The 15,345-nt window shown below is 40.0% G+C and carries 16 protein-coding genes and 1 pseudogene; 5 read left to right on the top strand and 12 right to left on the bottom strand.

Features of this window, described 5'->3' with window-relative positions; all coding sequences use genetic code 11:
• Positions 1-81: 81 nt before the first annotated feature.
• Genes EXT43_RS19585 through EXT43_RS19575 form a run of 3 tightly spaced genes read right to left on the bottom strand, consistent with a single transcriptional unit; the run spans position 82 to position 2,311 of the window.
• Positions 82-792: an AraC family transcriptional regulator gene (locus EXT43_RS19585; RefSeq protein WP_346470065.1), complete on the bottom strand. Its 711-nt coding sequence runs from the start codon at positions 790-792 to the stop codon at positions 82-84.
• Between the two features lie 59 nt (positions 793-851).
• Positions 852-1,454 (bottom strand): LysE family transporter, encoded by a 603-nt coding sequence (locus tag EXT43_RS19580; protein WP_130167743.1) that lies wholly within the window; start codon positions 1,452-1,454, stop codon positions 852-854.
• A gap of 26 nt (positions 1,455-1,480) precedes the next feature.
• Complete coding sequence (locus tag EXT43_RS19575; RefSeq protein ID WP_130167742.1) at positions 1,481-2,311, bottom strand: AraC family transcriptional regulator; 831 nt, start codon at positions 2,309-2,311, stop codon at positions 1,481-1,483.
• A gap of 263 nt (positions 2,312-2,574) precedes the next feature.
• On the opposite strand from EXT43_RS19575, the gene EXT43_RS19570 reads away from it, so the two are divergent.
• Positions 2,575-3,429, top strand: coding sequence for a DUF417 family protein (locus EXT43_RS19570; RefSeq protein WP_130167741.1), 855 nt, complete (start codon positions 2,575-2,577; stop codon positions 3,427-3,429).
• A 38-nt stretch (positions 3,430-3,467) separates the two neighbouring features.
• On the opposite strand, the gene EXT43_RS19565 is transcribed toward EXT43_RS19570, so the two are convergent.
• From EXT43_RS19565 to EXT43_RS19545, 6 genes and pseudogenes are all read right to left on the bottom strand, one after another.
• Positions 3,468-4,352, bottom strand: coding sequence for an alcohol dehydrogenase catalytic domain-containing protein (locus EXT43_RS19565; protein WP_240701550.1), 885 nt, complete (start codon positions 4,350-4,352; stop codon positions 3,468-3,470).
• Positions 4,353-4,412: 60 nt separating this feature from the next.
• Positions 4,413-5,219, bottom strand: a pseudogene (gene dkgB, locus EXT43_RS20870) (2,5-didehydrogluconate reductase DkgB); the annotation flags it as partial.
• 273 nt (positions 5,220-5,492) lie between these two features.
• Positions 5,493-6,695, bottom strand: coding sequence for a low temperature requirement protein A (locus EXT43_RS19560; protein ID WP_130167740.1), 1,203 nt, complete (start codon positions 6,693-6,695; stop codon positions 5,493-5,495).
• Positions 6,696-6,707: 12 nt separating this feature from the next.
• Positions 6,708-7,073, bottom strand: coding sequence for a hypothetical protein (locus EXT43_RS19555; protein WP_063704245.1), 366 nt, complete (start codon positions 7,071-7,073; stop codon positions 6,708-6,710).
• Positions 7,074-7,082: 9 nt separating this feature from the next.
• Positions 7,083-7,631 (bottom strand): redoxin domain-containing protein, encoded by a 549-nt coding sequence (locus EXT43_RS19550; protein ID WP_130167739.1) that lies wholly within the window; start codon positions 7,629-7,631, stop codon positions 7,083-7,085.
• 9 nt (positions 7,632-7,640) lie between these two features.
• A complete protein-coding gene (locus EXT43_RS19545; protein ID WP_130167738.1) occupies positions 7,641-8,222 on the bottom strand; it encodes an NAD(P)H-dependent oxidoreductase in 582 nt (193 codons plus the stop codon).
• Between the two features lie 127 nt (positions 8,223-8,349).
• On the opposite strand from EXT43_RS19545, the gene EXT43_RS19540 reads away from it, so the two are divergent.
• Complete coding sequence (locus EXT43_RS19540) at positions 8,350-8,706, top strand: helix-turn-helix domain-containing protein (RefSeq protein ID WP_054553546.1); 357 nt, start codon at positions 8,350-8,352, stop codon at positions 8,704-8,706.
• Between the two features lie 29 nt (positions 8,707-8,735).
• On the opposite strand, the gene EXT43_RS19535 is transcribed toward EXT43_RS19540, so the two are convergent.
• From EXT43_RS19535 to EXT43_RS19525, 3 genes are all read right to left on the bottom strand, one after another.
• On the bottom strand, positions 8,736-9,797 hold the full coding sequence (locus tag EXT43_RS19535) for an acyl-CoA desaturase (RefSeq protein WP_130167737.1): 1,062 nt from the start codon (positions 9,795-9,797) through the stop codon (positions 8,736-8,738).
• Positions 9,794-10,837 carry an iron-sulfur cluster-binding domain-containing protein gene (locus EXT43_RS19530; RefSeq protein WP_240701542.1) on the bottom strand — a complete coding sequence of 348 codons (1,044 nt, stop codon included), beginning with the start codon at positions 10,835-10,837 and terminating at the stop codon, positions 9,794-9,796. Before EXT43_RS19530 ends, EXT43_RS19535 begins: the two co-directional genes overlap by 4 nt.
• Before the next feature lie 413 nt (positions 10,838-11,250).
• Positions 11,251-11,463 carry a DUF2061 domain-containing protein gene (locus tag EXT43_RS19525; protein WP_062565838.1) on the bottom strand — a complete coding sequence of 71 codons (213 nt, stop codon included), beginning with the start codon at positions 11,461-11,463 and terminating at the stop codon, positions 11,251-11,253.
• Positions 11,464-11,935: 472 nt separating this feature from the next.
• Here EXT43_RS19525 and EXT43_RS19520 point away from each other — a divergent pair, with 472 nt between their 5' ends.
• From EXT43_RS19520 to EXT43_RS19510, 3 genes are all read left to right on the top strand, one after another.
• On the top strand, positions 11,936-12,487 hold the full coding sequence (locus EXT43_RS19520; RefSeq protein ID WP_062565837.1) for a cytochrome b: 552 nt from the start codon (positions 11,936-11,938) through the stop codon (positions 12,485-12,487).
• A 458-nt stretch (positions 12,488-12,945) separates the two neighbouring features.
• Positions 12,946-14,244, top strand: coding sequence for a PAS domain-containing methyl-accepting chemotaxis protein (locus EXT43_RS19515; protein WP_130167736.1), 1,299 nt, complete (start codon positions 12,946-12,948; stop codon positions 14,242-14,244).
• A gap of 463 nt (positions 14,245-14,707) precedes the next feature.
• Positions 14,708-15,022, top strand: a complete 315-nt coding sequence (locus EXT43_RS19510) for a DUF6572 domain-containing protein (RefSeq protein WP_054562606.1) — start codon at positions 14,708-14,710, stop codon at positions 15,020-15,022.
• The last annotated feature ends 323 nt before the right edge of the window (positions 15,023-15,345 follow it).

Genomic DNA, 15,345 nt, shown 5'->3' with positions numbered 1-15,345 from the left:
TTTAAGATATCAAAAGCATAATCAAAATTTATGTGCAGTTTTTGACAAAAAGGACGGTTTTGTTGACGTTAAAAACTAAAGTTATTTTTTGAATTTACTTGGTGATAAGCCAAAGTACTTTGAAAAACTGCGGCTAAAAGATGAAAGCTCATTGTAACCAACTAACTCACTAATACGTTGTAACGGATAGTCGGTATGGCTGAGTAAGGCTTGGGCTTTTTCCATTCGCTGTTTGGTTACATAGTTCATGACAGTCAATCCGGTTTGTTGCTTAAACAGCAGCTTAAATTGCGTTCGGCTTAAACAGGCAATGCTGGCAAGGTGTTTGATTTGAAGAGGAGTACCTAAGTGACTGTCAATATAAAGCAGGGCCTCGCTAATACGGCTGTCGACTTTTGGCTGCATAATTTGCTCAGCTAACAGCAAATTGAAGGTGTTAAACATGGCAAGTTCTAATTCACGATTAACCGCTTGCTCAAGCTGCTTTGCCACAAACTGCAAAAATGCCCAAAGTGATTGATTAATAGCAAACACGCAGCGCTCAGCAGTGGCCAGGTTATCTGGTAGCGTTGGCATATCGGCCACCACAAATCGCGCCTCTGGCATTGCGGTAAACAGGTGTGTTTGCGAGGCTTTGACAACCACGCATTCACCCGGGGCGACTTTACCTTGAAAATCACCGACACTAATAGCAATCACACCTTTTAAGGGCAGTACAAGTTGATGATAGTCATGGCTATGACTAACAGGCTTAGTACTGTAAGAGCGGATAGATAGATTGCCTTGCATCATTTTGTGATAACCGTTTGCTGAATAACGCTATTATGCCCGTTTGCGAGGGATGATCAATTTTAGGCCATTAACGGGGTTAGCACATGCTCGTAGGCAATCATTAGTGCGACATAAACCAACAAAACAGCCATCAGTTTATTAAACACATTAAAAACACCCGGCCGTGATACTTGTTTGCCAAGCACCAAGCCCGCTAACGAGTAACTTGTAGGCGCACCAAAGGCAAGAATGGCTAAAATAAGAGACCAAAATACGATTGCAGCGCCGGTAATATCTGCACTTGGGAACTGAATCGTAGCAATTGGCAAAGTGGCCACCAAGGCTTTTGGATTTAATAGCTGCATAAACAGGCCATCGAAAAAGCTAAGTGAGGCATCAGCTGAGGTATCACTCACCTGTACTTTTGCTTTTGCGACCTTCCAAGCAATATACAAAATATAGCCGCAACCAATTAAGCTCACATAAGGCAAAAACTGCGGGTTGATCACTTGTAAGCCAAGGTAGCCAAGCAGCACAAATAAGATAAACATCGCGCTACCCACGCCGATAAAAAACCCAAGGTGTGAATGTGTTTGTTTATTTAAGCCACTGCTTAAACCGAGTAAATTGATTGGCCCAGGGGTGTACATAATGCCAATAGCATATGCAAAAATATCTGCCATAACAGCTCCAAATCAGTAATTTAGCTCTATCTACGAGCCCATTGCAGTTGAAATTGTTTTGGTGTCATACCGAATACTCGTTTGAAGTTACGATTGAGGTGGCTGGCATCTGCAAAGCCAGATTCAACCGCTACGCTGGTGGCATCGCGGCCAACTTGTAACGCTCTACGGGCATAATTAATACGACAGTTCAAAACATATTGATGTGGAGTAATACCGAAGTGCTCGCGAAAGCGGCGGATAAAATGGAACTTCGACATAGTGGCAGCATGGGCAATGTCATCAATAGCAATGTCATTGTCGATATTTGCCAAAATGTAGTCTTTTGCGCGCAGTAGTAAGCTATCAACTCGGGTGTTTAAAGTTGGCAAATCAAGGTTGCCATTGAGCCTTGCTAAAGACTGCGCCATTTGCAATAGCGCAGCTTCTCGCTCTATTTTGCTGGTGCTATTGGTTTGTAAAAGCCTCGATAAGTTAATCACTTGATTACGCAGTAATGGATCAGCATACAAGGTGTTTGCCATACGTAATGTGCAATCTTGCTTATACCCAAGCGCTTTGAACAAAGGCTGAAATTCATCGGGATGAATGTACAGCATTAGATACTCTAGGTTTTGCTCAGTGCCAGAGTGACCATCGTGAATATCTTCAGGATTAAACAAAATGACATTGCCAGGTACGCTTTTATAAAACGCATTACGACAAAAGAAATCTTGCCGTCCCTGTAGGGTAATACCAATTGAATACTCTTCGTGAGCATGTTTTGCATAGGTAAAATCACTCATAGTCGCAGTTAACATCGAGATGCTTTGATGCTGTTCGTTGTTAATGTACTTAAAGTGATTGTCTTTGCTCACAGATGCTCCTGAAAGTTGTGCGCTTCGTTATTATTCCTACGCCAATATAGCGAAGCAGGCAACCTAAAAACTTGAACAAAATTGCTGATATTGAATTAAAGAGATTTATTTTTAACTAAATAACAGCAAATAGCAGTGATGATTTTATTTATTTTTCAATTTCTTATAAATAGTCCGGTCTGGCTTTTCTTATATTTGATTTTAGTGTGAATGTTTTTATCCCTAACTTGGGTCTTTTAAATAAGCAGTAAAGCGGGGGTTAAATGAATTTACGTACAGCAAATAATTTAGTGGTTGCACTTATCACTATCAGTTTTTCGTTATTGGGCTTGTCTTTTATCTTAGGGGCAAACCCCAATGCCATTGGCAGTATTTTTTCGTTCTATAAATTAGACGCTCAGGTGCCAGCTCACATCATGAGTATGATCGCAGGCTTTGCTTTTTGCTTTGTTGGCATTACCAGTCTTCATTCACATTTGGGGTTTATCAATAGAGCGCTTCCGACCATCACTGCATTTGCTATATCAATGCTCTGTTTGATTACGCTGTTTGGCGCTAATCGTTGGCTTGCAAGTGAAGGAGGCTTTCCTGTGATTGGTTCAGGGCAGGGGATCATTAAGTATTTTGCTGTTATTCCACTGTTTTTATTTGTGTTTTACAAAGAGGCTTTAACTGATAAAGCGCATATTGCTTTAAATTATGCATCGGTGGCATTAGTGTTGGTTTGGATTGGCGCCATGAAGTTTTTTGCTTTTGAGGCGAAGGGAATTGTGAGCCTTGTAGAAACATCGCCGTTTATGTCGTGGTTATATCAGGTTTTTAGTGTGCAAGGTGCATCGAATGTAATTGGTGTGTTTGACATTGTCAGTGTGCTATTGCTTTGTGTTGGCTTGTTGATTAAAAACAACAAGCTAATAGTATTGGCAGGGCTTGCCTGTTGCTCGGTATTTATCATGACGCAAACTTTTTTAATTACCGCACCGAATGCGCTTAGCAGTTCGACGGTTTTAGCAGGACTTGGTCAATTTGTGATTAAAGATCTGTGGTTTATTGCAAACTTAGTGATTATTTATCACCTAGCTGTAATCAATAATACAGCCAACGAAACAGTCGCATAAAATAAAAAAGGCCTCAAAAGAGGCCTTTTAAATGATCACTAAACAACGACAACGGCTTTTTGCTTTTGAATTCTAGAAAACTCAAGCGCATCGTTGAGATTGTTAAATTCAAAGTCAGTAGGTTCTTCAACATTTAAAGTACCCGAAGCAATGTCATTAAGGAGCTTTTCTCCATCACTTACAAGGCGTTGCCATTGCTGTGTATCGCCATAATCATGTAATGCACCAAGGGCAATCTCGTGATAAGAAATTGTGCGCGTAAATGGCTCATCTACAGGTGTTTCAATACGTCCTAATATACTGATCACATGGCCATTTGCTTTTAGGAGTGGCACTAACTTTTTAGCTTCTTCAGGGCCGTTAGCATCAAAGAGTGCAAAGTAGCCACCTTCAGAAGGCGCGTCGCGTAATACTAACTTAACGCCAAGTTTTTCTGCTTGCTCTGCCGTTAAGCTTTTTGATAATGCATGAACTTCAAAGCCACTGTGGTTCAGCATTTGCGTCAGTAGTTTATTAACAGCCCCCATGCCGGTAACTAATACTTTTTCGCCTTTGCGTAATGGTATTTTGCTAAAGGCTTGCCATGCAGTAAGAAGTGGGCAAGGCAATGCAGCAGCAACATTAGCAGCTAACTCTTTTGGTACCTGCATAACACGTTCAGCATAAAGCACCGCGTGTTTAGCAAAGCTGCCGTTTTCGCTCAAGCTGTGATGATAAGCGACTGTTTTACCAATTAGTTTGGTATCTACGCCATCGCCTACCTGCTCAACAACCCCAGCACCGTCTACGCCAGGTGTGTGTGTATCTGGCCAATTAATAGGATCAGCTTGGATAAACTTCCAATCAACTGGATTGATACCAATCGCAAGGTTACGAACTAAAATTTGCCCTGCTTTAAGTGCTGGTACATCTTTTAATCCCAAAGCGAGTGCTTTATCAGCACCTTGAAATTGCCAAGCGTGAGTTGTTTTTACTTCATCATGATCCCAGTCAGGAGCAAAATCCGGGTTGGCTTGCCTGTCGCCGCAGCTAAGGGCATCAATTTGATTAATCTCGTCTTGGCTTAAGCTAAGCGAAAGGGCTTTTAAGTTGGTAGCCATATTTTCGCGTTTGGTCGATGACGGTATCGTCACCATGTCATGCGCTAATTCCCAAGCAATGACCACTTCAGCTGTGCTCACTTGATGTTTGTCTGCAATAGCCTTGATAGTTGGATCTTTAAGTACTTTGCCTACCGCAAATGGCATATAGCCCGTAACGAGAATGTCGTTTTGCGCGCAAAATTCACGTACCTTTTGGTTGGTTAGGTATGGATGTACTTCTACTTGATTGGTAAATAACGCACCTTTTGGCAAAATACTTAAGGCTTCTTCCATTTGTGCAATGGTAAAGTTTGAAACACCAATTTTTTTCGTTAAACCAAGCTCTTTTGCTGATTGTAACTCGGTTAAGTACTCATCCATGCTTTCGCCATTGGCAGGGCTTGGCCAATGAATAAGCAGTAAATCGACGTAATCTAGTTGTAGTTTAGTCAGGCTCTCTTTTACGCTGTTAATAAAGTCCGTTTTATTTAACTTATCATACCATACTTTGGTGGTAATAAATAACTCACCACGTGCAACACCACTGTCTTTAATCGCTCGGCCAACAGCTTCTTCATTACCGTATATTTGCGCGGTGTCGATGTGTCTAAAGCCCTCTTCAATAGCTGTTAGCACACTTTGATATGCAACTTCGTCTTGTAATCTAAATGTACCAAAACCCAGTTTTGGCATAATTGATTGTGACATCATAACTCCTTAATTATGGAACTTGGGCAAAAAATGTTCGCCGATGTGCTTTAATGCCCATTCGATGGGTAATTCGTTACGTCTAAAGTGCAGGCCAATGTGATTCACACCGGCATTTTTCATTGCCTTTAGTTATGACATGAGTCCGTTAATGCTTGTTTCAACCCCTAAGAAGGGATGATTGAATAGCGATATTATTGCTAGGAAAGTCTTTGCGAAAAACAGCAAGGATAACAAAACACCTTTGTCATTTTTGCAAAGGTGTTTTAATCGTTATGAATTAGCTTCTTCTTTTGAAAGGGTAAAGTATGCGCGAGTGACTGGGTAGGCAATTTGTGAAATCAGTGCTGTGCCCCAAAGTAAGTTGCCAATGAGCGAAGGCACATGGGGTAAAATGGGAATGGTAACTAAAGTGAGTATAACTCCAAACATTCTTACTTTAGCTGTTGCAAAACGATGGGCTACACGGTGTTCGATCATTAACTGGATCCACAATAAACTCAATAAGTAGCCTGCTAACCCTACACAGCCAATGACACCATATTTAAGTGGGTAAGGTTGCCAAAACCCAGCTTTCACTTCGCCGGCGAGTGCAACGCCAACCATAACTGCACATAACATTAAAAATAGGTGTGCTAACCACCAACTTACGAGTGTCCATTTATGTTGATTCTTAGGTTTACCATTGCCAACAAAGTCAAAGTAAATCCAGCATTGCACAAATACTGCAATACCGCCAAACATAAAGTTAGCCAGTACAGAGGGGTCGACTTTATAAATTCCTTTTTCTGATAAAGTAATCACCAATTTAAAGAAACCTTCGCCTACGACAATGAGCAGTAAAAGGGCAAAGCGCTCAGACATATGCCCAAGGCGTGGTAAAAAACGTTTATTTTCAAGTACACCAATTTTTGGAGCCATATATAAAACTTGGATAGCGGCAATCGCAATGCCAAATACCCAATAACGATAGGGTGCAGGGATAAAGGCTGTGATAGCAAAGATGATAGCAAGAGCAAAGTAGTTACGGCTCACAGTGCGTGCTAATTTTGTTGATTCGATCCCCAATTGATTGGTGCGATGAAATAAATACGCTGTAATGAGTCGGTTTGCGGCATAGGCCAATGCAAAATATGTCCAGCCTTTGTCAAGTACATGGGGAATAGAGGCTGCCATAACCATGGCGGTGACAATTTGGCAGGCCATGATCAGCCGATGTTTTACATCGGTACTGACATAGAGTGAGTTAAAAACGCTGGAGTCTGCCCATGCGAACCATACGGTGATGAATAAACCTGCAAAAGTAAGAAAACCACTTAAATGTAAGTGTTCGCTTAAAAAATTACCTAGCAAAAAAATGATTACCACATGGATAAGGTCATAAAATAATTCAACCCAATGAACATGGTCATGTGAACTTTTTAAATCTAGGTGATGCTTAGGTAAGCGCCACATTGGGTGGTTTTCTAATGCCATAATTGCTCCTACCTATTTGCTCTCAACAATAATTGCAGTGATGGTGGTTTCACCTTCATTTTTGACTTGATGAGTCCATGCGTCATGCCACATCACATAGCCATTGGGGATCTCAAGTGTTGTTTGTGACTCTTTTGTACTGATGGTTGCCTTACCACCTGTCTCAAAGTAGACAGTTTCAGCATTATGCTTATGCCAATTATCTTGCTCACCTGGTGCTAAAGTCATACGCAAAACAAGTACTTCATTGTTATCTAGCAATACTTCATAGTGATTAGGTGAAGCAATATGTGCATGGGGGAGTTGTGCTGAAAAGGCATGTGGTGAGCACATCATTATGCTCACCAAGCCAATCAGCAAAGTTGTAAATTTGCTCATGGCTACTCTCTATTTATGCATACCGCGAATTGGGTAGTTATTTTTTGGATCGCGTATCCAGTTAAGTCCACTTACCAAGGTTGCTAAATCAGGTCTTACAAATGGGTTATTAGAATAATCAACCACATGTACATTACCTTGCTCGTTAACCACAAACAGTGCAGGCTCTGCGAAAGGGTGATCTGTTTCTTGCGGTGAACGGGGATCAGATATGTAAGTACCTAATGCTTGCATTTGCTCTGAAGTCAAACCGTAAGCAAGTGGAAATGACACAGATAACTGCTCTAAATGCGCTTCTAACTGCTCTTTGCTATCACCTGAAACAGCAATTACATCAACACCCGTTTCTAATAGCGCAGCTTTGTACTGCTCGAGGCTATTTAAATAGCGAGTACATAAAGGGCAATGCTTACCACGATAAACAACCACAAGCTGCCAGCTTGCACCGTGTTGAGGTTGACCAAGAACAGCCTCTTCACCATTCAAAAGTGCAGCACTAATACTAGGAAATGCACTGCCCGGATGGAGTTTATTGCTATAAACAGATTCGTTACTCATGAGTGTTCCTTAAAAATTTTCGTTTAAGTGTTTTTCAAAGCGCGCAAAGTCGCTCTCGATGTCTGCATTTTTCATCACGTCATAACAGGCGAAAGTAGGTAACCCTTGCATACCGAAAAACTTAAAGTTCATATGCATTGGGAAAACAAGGTCATCAACACTTTTACCTTCAAAAAAGTCAGTGGCATCTGCAAATGATTCTGCAGGTGCATTTAAAGTCAGCGACATCATGTATTGAGTGTTATTTAAGGTGCCGCCTTTACCGTAATTGGCTTTTGGATTGTCTTGATGGCGACCATCACCATGGCAAAGCGCTCCACCCATGCCCGCGGTGTAAACTTCATCCATGTATTTTTTGAATGACCAAGTCATGCCCATCCAATTAATAGGTGATTGCAAAAAGACGATATCTGCCCATTGATGGTTCTCAAGTTCAGTTTCTACATCAAATTCGTCTTGTGTATTAACCACACGAGTTTGATAGCCTTTTGCTTTAAAAAAAGCGTCGGCTTTTTCGATTAAAGCAGCATTTAACTTACCTTCAGAAAAAGGGTAATAGTGATGTGCGTTAAGAATTAATACGTTTTTCATAGTTGAGTATCCGTTTGCTAATTACTTTATCGTGTTCAAAATGTATTCTGTGGTGTATAATAGTAACCTAGATTATTTAATCAACCAGTCACCTTTTTGTAACTAGTCTGAAAAATGCGAGGATGTTTTGGAAAGTTCAGTAGAAACAGATAGTAAGGGTAGAAAAAAAGTTTTAAATGCTTGCATGGAGCCGTGTGCAATTGAAAAAGGCATGCGTTTGATTGGCGGTAAATGGACGGGATCTATTATCTATCATTTAAAAGATGGCCCTGTGCGTTTTAATGATTTAACGCGTATGCTGGGTGGTGCAAGCAAAAAGATGATAGACCAACGTCTAAAAGAGCTTGAAAGTAGAGCGATGATCACCCGTCATGTTATTAGCACGCGCCCGATAGCGGTGACCTATGAGCTTACTGACTTTGGCCGCTCAGCACTGCATATTCTCGATGAGTTACGGGTTTGGTCTGAATCGAATGAGATTTAACGCCAGTACTTTGCACTGGCGTTCATTATTTACGGAAAAGAGTAGCGTACAATTCGTTTTACTACAGAAAAGTACTGGCGAAAGAAGCCGCCGGTATTGTAGTGAATACCGTGCTCTTTAAAGATAGCTTGCACCTTAGGGGCAATTTCGCGGTAGCGTTTTGCGGGTAAATCAGGGAATAAGTGATGCTCTATTTGATAGCTCAAGTGCCCAGTCATTACATGAAACAGGTTACCCCCTTTGATATTTGATGACCCCAACGCTTGGCGGTAATACCACTGACCTTGTGATTCATTTTCGCAGTCTTGCTGGTTAAATGTTTCAACTTCACCGGTAAAATGCCCGCAAAAGATAATGGTTGAGGTCCACAGGTTACGTAATAAATTAGCCGCTAAGTTGCCCGCCAAAACCCACAAAAATAAAGGCCCAGCAATCAACGGAAAGAGCAGGTAGTCTTTCACTAGCTGGCGTGCCCCTTTACTAAAAAAGCGCTTTTTCAGTTCGCTATGCGGTACTTTGTAATCGCGGTCATCTTTTTTCTTGCCAAAAAATACTCGCTCGGCTGCCATTTCATGGTACGACACACCCCATTGGAACAGCACACTGAGCAATAAGTAAGTGACAAATTGCCATAGGTTTTTTACTCGCCAACGAAAGTCATTCGATAAGCGCAGTAATCCATAACCGAAGTCGCGATCTTTACCAATAATATTGGTATAGGTGTGGTGCTCGTAGTTATGAACGCGGTTCCAACTAGCCCCATCGCACGCTATATCCCACTCGTAAGACTTTGAATTTATGTATTTATCATTCATCCAGTCGTATTGGCCATGCATCACATTGTGGCCAATTTCCATGTTATCGAGGATTTTTGCTGTGGCTAAACTAAGCACACCCACGAGCCATAAAACAGGCTGAATAAAGCCTAGCATTAATAAAATTCGGCCACTCCATTCAAACACTCGCTGGCAAACAATAACGCGGCGAATGTATTTTGCATCTTGCTCACCGAGTTTTGATTTTACATCTGTTTTAACGCTATCGAGTTGAGCTGCTAATTTTTCAAAATTGACTGTTTTTGTTGTCTTCATGCTGATAACTCCACGTCACTGACTGGTTGCGATATACAAAGTTGAATTAACTGCTCTGAGCTATCAGAGAGCTCACCGGTGCGAATATCACGTACGATGCCTTGCTTTTTAACGCATTGGCATTGATGGCAAATTCCCATACCACAGCCAACTGACACCGGCTGTTCATTCGCTTGTAAGTGGGACAGTAAGGTTTGTTGGTTATCAATCGTGAATGTTTTGCCCTGATGAGTGAGTGTTAGTTCGTGCTTATCAGAGGTTGCTAAAACTGCAGGGACTGCACTGAAATGCTCACTGTCGATAGGCGTATCTAATTGCTTAGCTAAAGCGGCTGCTTGCTTATACAAAGCAGCTGGGCCGCACACTAACCAGTGTTTATGCGCATTTTTTGTCAGCCATGTCGTCGCATCGCCATCTTTGTTGCGCTCAAGTAAGTGATAATCAAAATTGCTCAGTGATTGCTTTAGTTGCTCAAGCTCATCTTTAAGCCAGTGGCTGTTCGGCTTTGCATAGTAAAGCAGGGTTATAGTGTGTTTGCTATCTGCAGGTAAAGATTTAAGCATGGCTATAAATGGCGTAATGCCTGAGCCACCGGCAAGCATGATTAAAGAGCGCGCGGTATTTGGTATAACAAACTGGCCTTTAGGCTCAGAAATATTAAGCCATTGCCCTAGCCTCAAATTTATTAGCTTTGATGTAAATGCGCCGAACTCTTGGCTGCGGATCAATAAACGAATTTGTCGCTGCTGCCTTGCCAATTGTGGTTCGCTTGCGATTGTAAATACACGCGTTAGCATTCGACCATTCGTTTGGATTGTTAACGCAATGTGCTGGCCTGCTTGATGAACTGGCCATGTTTTCTCTGGCTCTATAATCAACTCAACGCTTTGTTCAGCAAACACCTGTACATGTTTTACTTGTGCACGAAAGTAGCCTTCGCGCCAGCCTGGTTTAAAGCACTGAATCACAGGCTCCCAGTATCCTGCCCATGACTGATGATGCAATAAATGTTTTGATAATGAATTTAATAACGCTCTCATTTTTCGCCTTTAGCTTACAAGTGTACGCTCACCTGGCGCACAAGTGTAAGCTGAAAAGTGATAATTGCAAGCCTAATTTGAGTATTAGCTCTAAATTGAAAGGGCTTAACCTTGCTTTTAGGGGGTTATATTTAATGAAAAAAGAATGGATTAATTTTCTTTTTTTATTTAATTCAAGGTTATATGTTTATTTTGTTTAGTTTTAATTGTCATGCATCTAGGGAAGGGAGTTTTGAGCTCTTTTACAAGAAGTATTAAAAGGGCTCGTTAATTTCGGCTAATAATTAAAAACAGCTTTAGCCTTTTTGCTCTGAAGCTCTGCCACCGGCTCTAGTGGCAAAGCTTAATTTACAGTTCGAGGTGTAATATGGGGATATTCGTTGGTTTGTGAGCCAATTCAATCTAGTTAATTCTTATGCAAACATTATCCCATCTGAATCTTGTTTAAAGTTATTCTGAGTTTCAACTTTACGCCATACTTTTTCGTGGAAGTAAAACGCAACAGTGTTCACAGCTGGCTCAACAATAGCAACCAAGCCGCCAATTAAAAAACTACCGGTTAAAAAGTAAGTCACTGTAAAAGCGATTGCGAAGTGCATCATTGCAAAAGTAACTGTCTTAATCATTTTGAATACCCTAACTCTCATAATTTGATGAGTTTAGTATTGCTCATTATTTTCAATCTTTAAAATGGAATAAAAAGATTGTTGCAATCGAAAAACTGGATTTTAATTTTCACTGTAATGTTCAGAGAGTTTTATTTCAAAGTCTACGAACTCAAATAGAAGTAGATGGTGAGAGTTGTTCGTAAATATGCATGTCAGTTGGGGCAATAAACTGGGTATTGCTTGCGATAATGTAAGGTGGATCTTGAGGGCTATAAAGAGTAGTAAGCTTATATAATTAAATGACTTAAGTTTATTTTAAGTTTAAACAAGTACAGTAAAGTTTCGCTAATAAGTAAACAAGATAATTTAAGATAGCTCATTTTTTGTTTTAGATCATTACAGCAAGAGCGTTCAAAGGATAGCGTAATTGTGAGTCTATATCACGTATAAATTTAGCAGTTATCTGAACGCGTTTTACGAAAGGGGCATTATGAAGATTAAAAATACAACGACTCATTACAGTTCGTTCTCGATTGTATTGCACTGGCTTATGTTTATTTTAATCGTGACAGTGTTTGGCAGTATTGAATTACGCGAGTTATTTGATAAAGGCACTGAAACCCGCGACGCTTTTAAAATGTGGCATTTTATGTTGGGTTTATCTGTTTTAGCTCTAGTAGTTATAAGGTTAGTGGCGCGTGTGCTGGCAGGCTCAACGCCTGCAATAAAACCTGAGCCTGCAATGTGGCAAAATACATTAGCCAAACTTGTGCACCTAGCGCTCTATGTCTTCATGATTGCAATGCCAATAGCAGGTTGGCTGATATTGAGTATGGCTGGTAAACCAGTGCCATTTTTTGGCTTAGAGCTACCTCCATTAGCAAGTGAAAATAAAGATCTTGCTAAAACTATCAAAGAAATACACGAGACTGTGGGTGAAGTAGGTTATTACTTAATAGGCTTGCATGCCGCAGCTGCATTATTCCATCATTACATTTTGGCTGATAATACCTTAAAACGTATGTTGCCTTTAAAAAAGTAAAGTTTAGTTAGGTCACCATAGATAAGCCTTGAAATCCTATACTCGGATTTATTAGGGCTTGCTCATGACGCAACGAGGCTACTCATTTTTTTCTCGATTTTCACTTTAAGTATTTCGTAACACAGCAATGAAACTTATCTGTGTTACTAACCATTCGTTATCATCAAGCCAAGTTAGTGTTGGGTCAAACACTAACTTGGAAACGCATGAGTACATCAAAACCTCAATTCATCAGAGATTATCAACGCGCGAGTAAATCACCCTAGGTCAATAAGGTACGGAACTATACTTGTGTGAAAGTGTTGTTTAAAACAAAGTTTGGAGTTCTGAGTTAACGTCCTGGTTTTTAACCTCTCTTTGTACCCATTCATCTTAATGTACTATTAATAAGCAATTATATTTGTATTATGATAAAAATTACTCAAATCTTGAGTTCATAATCCAAAGGAACATACCTAATGTGGTTTACTAATCGCAAACTGTTATCCGAAAATATTTATTTAAAAGAGCAGGCTGCTGAATACGAAAATATAAAGCATGAGCTCAAAGAAGAGATGTTGTATTTTCTGCTGAACAAAAATAGCACCATCATTGAAGTAAATGAGCGATTTGCAGCAGCGCTAGACCTTCAAGCGAATGATCTAGTTGGTAAAAACTTAAATGATTTGCTCCTAAAAAAATCAATTAATAAACCCCACACACAAAAATTACTCTCGGCAATAAATAAGTTAAACCATTGGCACGGCGCCTTACAATTACAAACTAATACAGGTCGTGAACTGTGGCTCAGGAGCATTTTACAACCAATAAATGGCGAACTTGCCGTGTATTCAGCTGAACTGACAAGAACTATATCTCAATCAAGAGAGAAAGAAGATATGCTTACTGCTCTCAGTCGCTCTTCTGCTGTGATTGAATTTAGCCTAGATGGCATAATACTCAATGCTAACGATAACTTTTTGAAAGCCATGGGGTACTCTCAAGATCAAATACTAGGAAAGCACCATAGTATGTTTTGTGATCCACATGAAGTTGAATCGAGTGCTTATAAACAGTTTTGGTCTGAGCTGAAGCAAGGGCGCTTTATTTCAGATCGTTTTAAAAGGATTGATAGCCACGGTAATGAGGTATGGCTTGAAGCCTCATATAACCCAATTCATGACGACAATGGTGATTTATATAAAGTTGCTAAGTTCGCGACTGTCATTACAGAACAAATGAAAAGAGAGCAAGCAATCTCACAGACTGCAGAGATTGCTTACGATATTTCAAAGCAAACAGACGCAGATGCAGAAAACGGTTTAGAAGTTGTTAAGCAAACAATATCAACGATGAAAGCCCTCTCTAAGAAACTCGAAACAGCCAGTGAAGGTATCAATAAATTAGATGTACAGTCAGCTAAAGTAGCTGACTTGGTCGATAGTATTAAAGGTATTGCAGACCAAACTAATCTTCTTGCTCTCAATGCTGCAATAGAAGCTGCAAGAGCTGGAGAGCAAGGACGCGGTTTTTCTGTTGTGGCTGATGAAGTGAGGCAGCTTGCTTCAAGAACGAGTGCCGCTACTGAGCAGATAATAGGTGTCGTGACTGAAAATAAAGTACTAACACAAGATGCGGTAACTCAAATTGAATCTAGTCTAGTAGAAGCAAAAGATGCATTAGAGTTATCTAATAGCGCAGGAAGTGTAATCGATGATATTCAAAAAGGTGCTAAAGAAGTGGTTGAGGCCGTCAGTCAATTTAAAACGAATCTTTAGTAAAGGGTTATCGAATAAAGGAGTAGTTGTTCAGGGGAAGATCACTATAAAATTATATTCACATGAAGGTTTAGGGTGTCTAATCAATGTATAAAAGGATTTTGAAAGGACTCTTGTTTGGCATATTAGGCTACACAAGTACTATGTTTGGAATGTCGTATAGAAGTAGTGAGCAGTTCATTTTAGCTCAAAAACGCTGCTTAAATGGCATCTTAGAGTCTTGTTTATCAGATAGTGATAAAGCCACACTACTTGCTAGTTGGTCACCTTATAATTTGTACTATTTAATTGTTTTAATCATTAGCTTTGCAATACTAATATTGCTAGATGACATAATGAAATTTGTGTCACTTGCATATAGCAAGGCAAATTAAAAGCGCTGACAAAACCAGTTGCTTTGCTCTTGCCTGACAAACCGCATGTCACAAAGACTTGAATATCACGTAACTTAAGGAATCTGAACATGGATGACCCTATTGAGAACTTAGATAAAATCGATATCGTTGGAGAAAGAAAAGATGGTGGTGTCGATTTGGTTATTGTATTGTCAAGTGCACTAAGGGATTGTGAGTATCACGAACAACTTCTGAAAACTAAGATTCAAAGTTATACGGATACCATCTTCTCCGATGAGTGGATATCCAAGTATGGTCAGGGTAATAGCGATATTTATATCAAAGCCCAAGTAATGCCTGAACAAGAAATTATTAATCTAATTGGTGCAATTAAAAAACACCTAAAGGAATTCAATATTGATTTGTGGTTGGAAGTTGCATAACAAATTAAAGCTGCGTATTGCTGTAGCCTTTTCGCATTCCGAATAAGCAGAAAAATATGTAACTCGCACTATCAAATTCTTATGCATCTAGGGACAGACCAAATGGGCGCAGACATTGAACTAAATATCAGCTTCAGATTCTTGGCTCTTTCAGAAGAGTTAGTAAGCGAAGCTAAATTAAGCCTTAAAGTCTCTTCAGTGCTGATATAACAATTAAAGAGTATAAACGTAGTTGCTTTAAATCACCATTTGGGTAAAAGTAGCCCTAACAATCTAATAAACAAGGACAAAAAACAGTTTGCTGTTTTGGCTCCTCAACATTT

Source organism: Pseudoalteromonas sp. CO109Y (assembly GCF_004208935.1).
GTDB lineage: Bacteria > Pseudomonadota > Gammaproteobacteria > Enterobacterales > Alteromonadaceae > Pseudoalteromonas > Pseudoalteromonas shioyasakiensis.
Note: the sequence above shows the minus strand (reverse complement) of the source record. Positions and strands in the feature narration are given on the sequence as shown.

What these genes read in the sequence shown, in the direction of transcription:
- EXT43_RS19585 (WP_346470065.1), bottom strand. Translation starts at nt 792, where the DNA reads ATGATGCAAGGCAATCTATCTATCCGCTCTTACAGTACTAAGCCTGTT.
- EXT43_RS19580 (WP_130167743.1), bottom strand. Translation starts at nt 1,454, where the DNA reads ATGGCAGATATTTTTGCATATGCTATTGGCATTATGTACACCCCTGGG.
- EXT43_RS19570 (WP_130167741.1), top strand. Translation starts at nt 2,575, where the DNA reads ATGAATTTACGTACAGCAAATAATTTAGTGGTTGCACTTATCACTATC.
- EXT43_RS19560 (WP_130167740.1), bottom strand. Translation starts at nt 6,695, where the DNA reads ATGGCATTAGAAAACCACCCAATGTGGCGCTTACCTAAGCATCACCTA.
- EXT43_RS19555 (WP_063704245.1), bottom strand. Translation starts at nt 7,073, where the DNA reads ATGAGCAAATTTACAACTTTGCTGATTGGCTTGGTGAGCATAATGATG.
- EXT43_RS19550 (WP_130167739.1), bottom strand. Translation starts at nt 7,631, where the DNA reads ATGAGTAACGAATCTGTTTATAGCAATAAACTCCATCCGGGCAGTGCA.
- EXT43_RS19545 (WP_130167738.1), bottom strand. Translation starts at nt 8,222, where the DNA reads ATGAAAAACGTATTAATTCTTAACGCACATCACTATTACCCTTTTTCT.
- EXT43_RS19535 (WP_130167737.1), bottom strand. Translation starts at nt 9,797, where the DNA reads ATGAAGACAACAAAAACAGTCAATTTTGAAAAATTAGCAGCTCAACTC.
- EXT43_RS19530 (WP_240701542.1), bottom strand. Translation starts at nt 10,837, where the DNA reads ATGAGAGCGTTATTAAATTCATTATCAAAACATTTATTGCATCATCAG.
- EXT43_RS19525 (WP_062565838.1), bottom strand. Translation starts at nt 11,463, where the DNA reads ATGATTAAGACAGTTACTTTTGCAATGATGCACTTCGCAATCGCTTTT.
- EXT43_RS19520 (WP_062565837.1), top strand. Translation starts at nt 11,936, where the DNA reads ATGAAGATTAAAAATACAACGACTCATTACAGTTCGTTCTCGATTGTA.
- EXT43_RS19515 (WP_130167736.1), top strand. Translation starts at nt 12,946, where the DNA reads ATGTGGTTTACTAATCGCAAACTGTTATCCGAAAATATTTATTTAAAA.
- EXT43_RS19510 (WP_054562606.1), top strand. Translation starts at nt 14,708, where the DNA reads ATGGATGACCCTATTGAGAACTTAGATAAAATCGATATCGTTGGAGAA.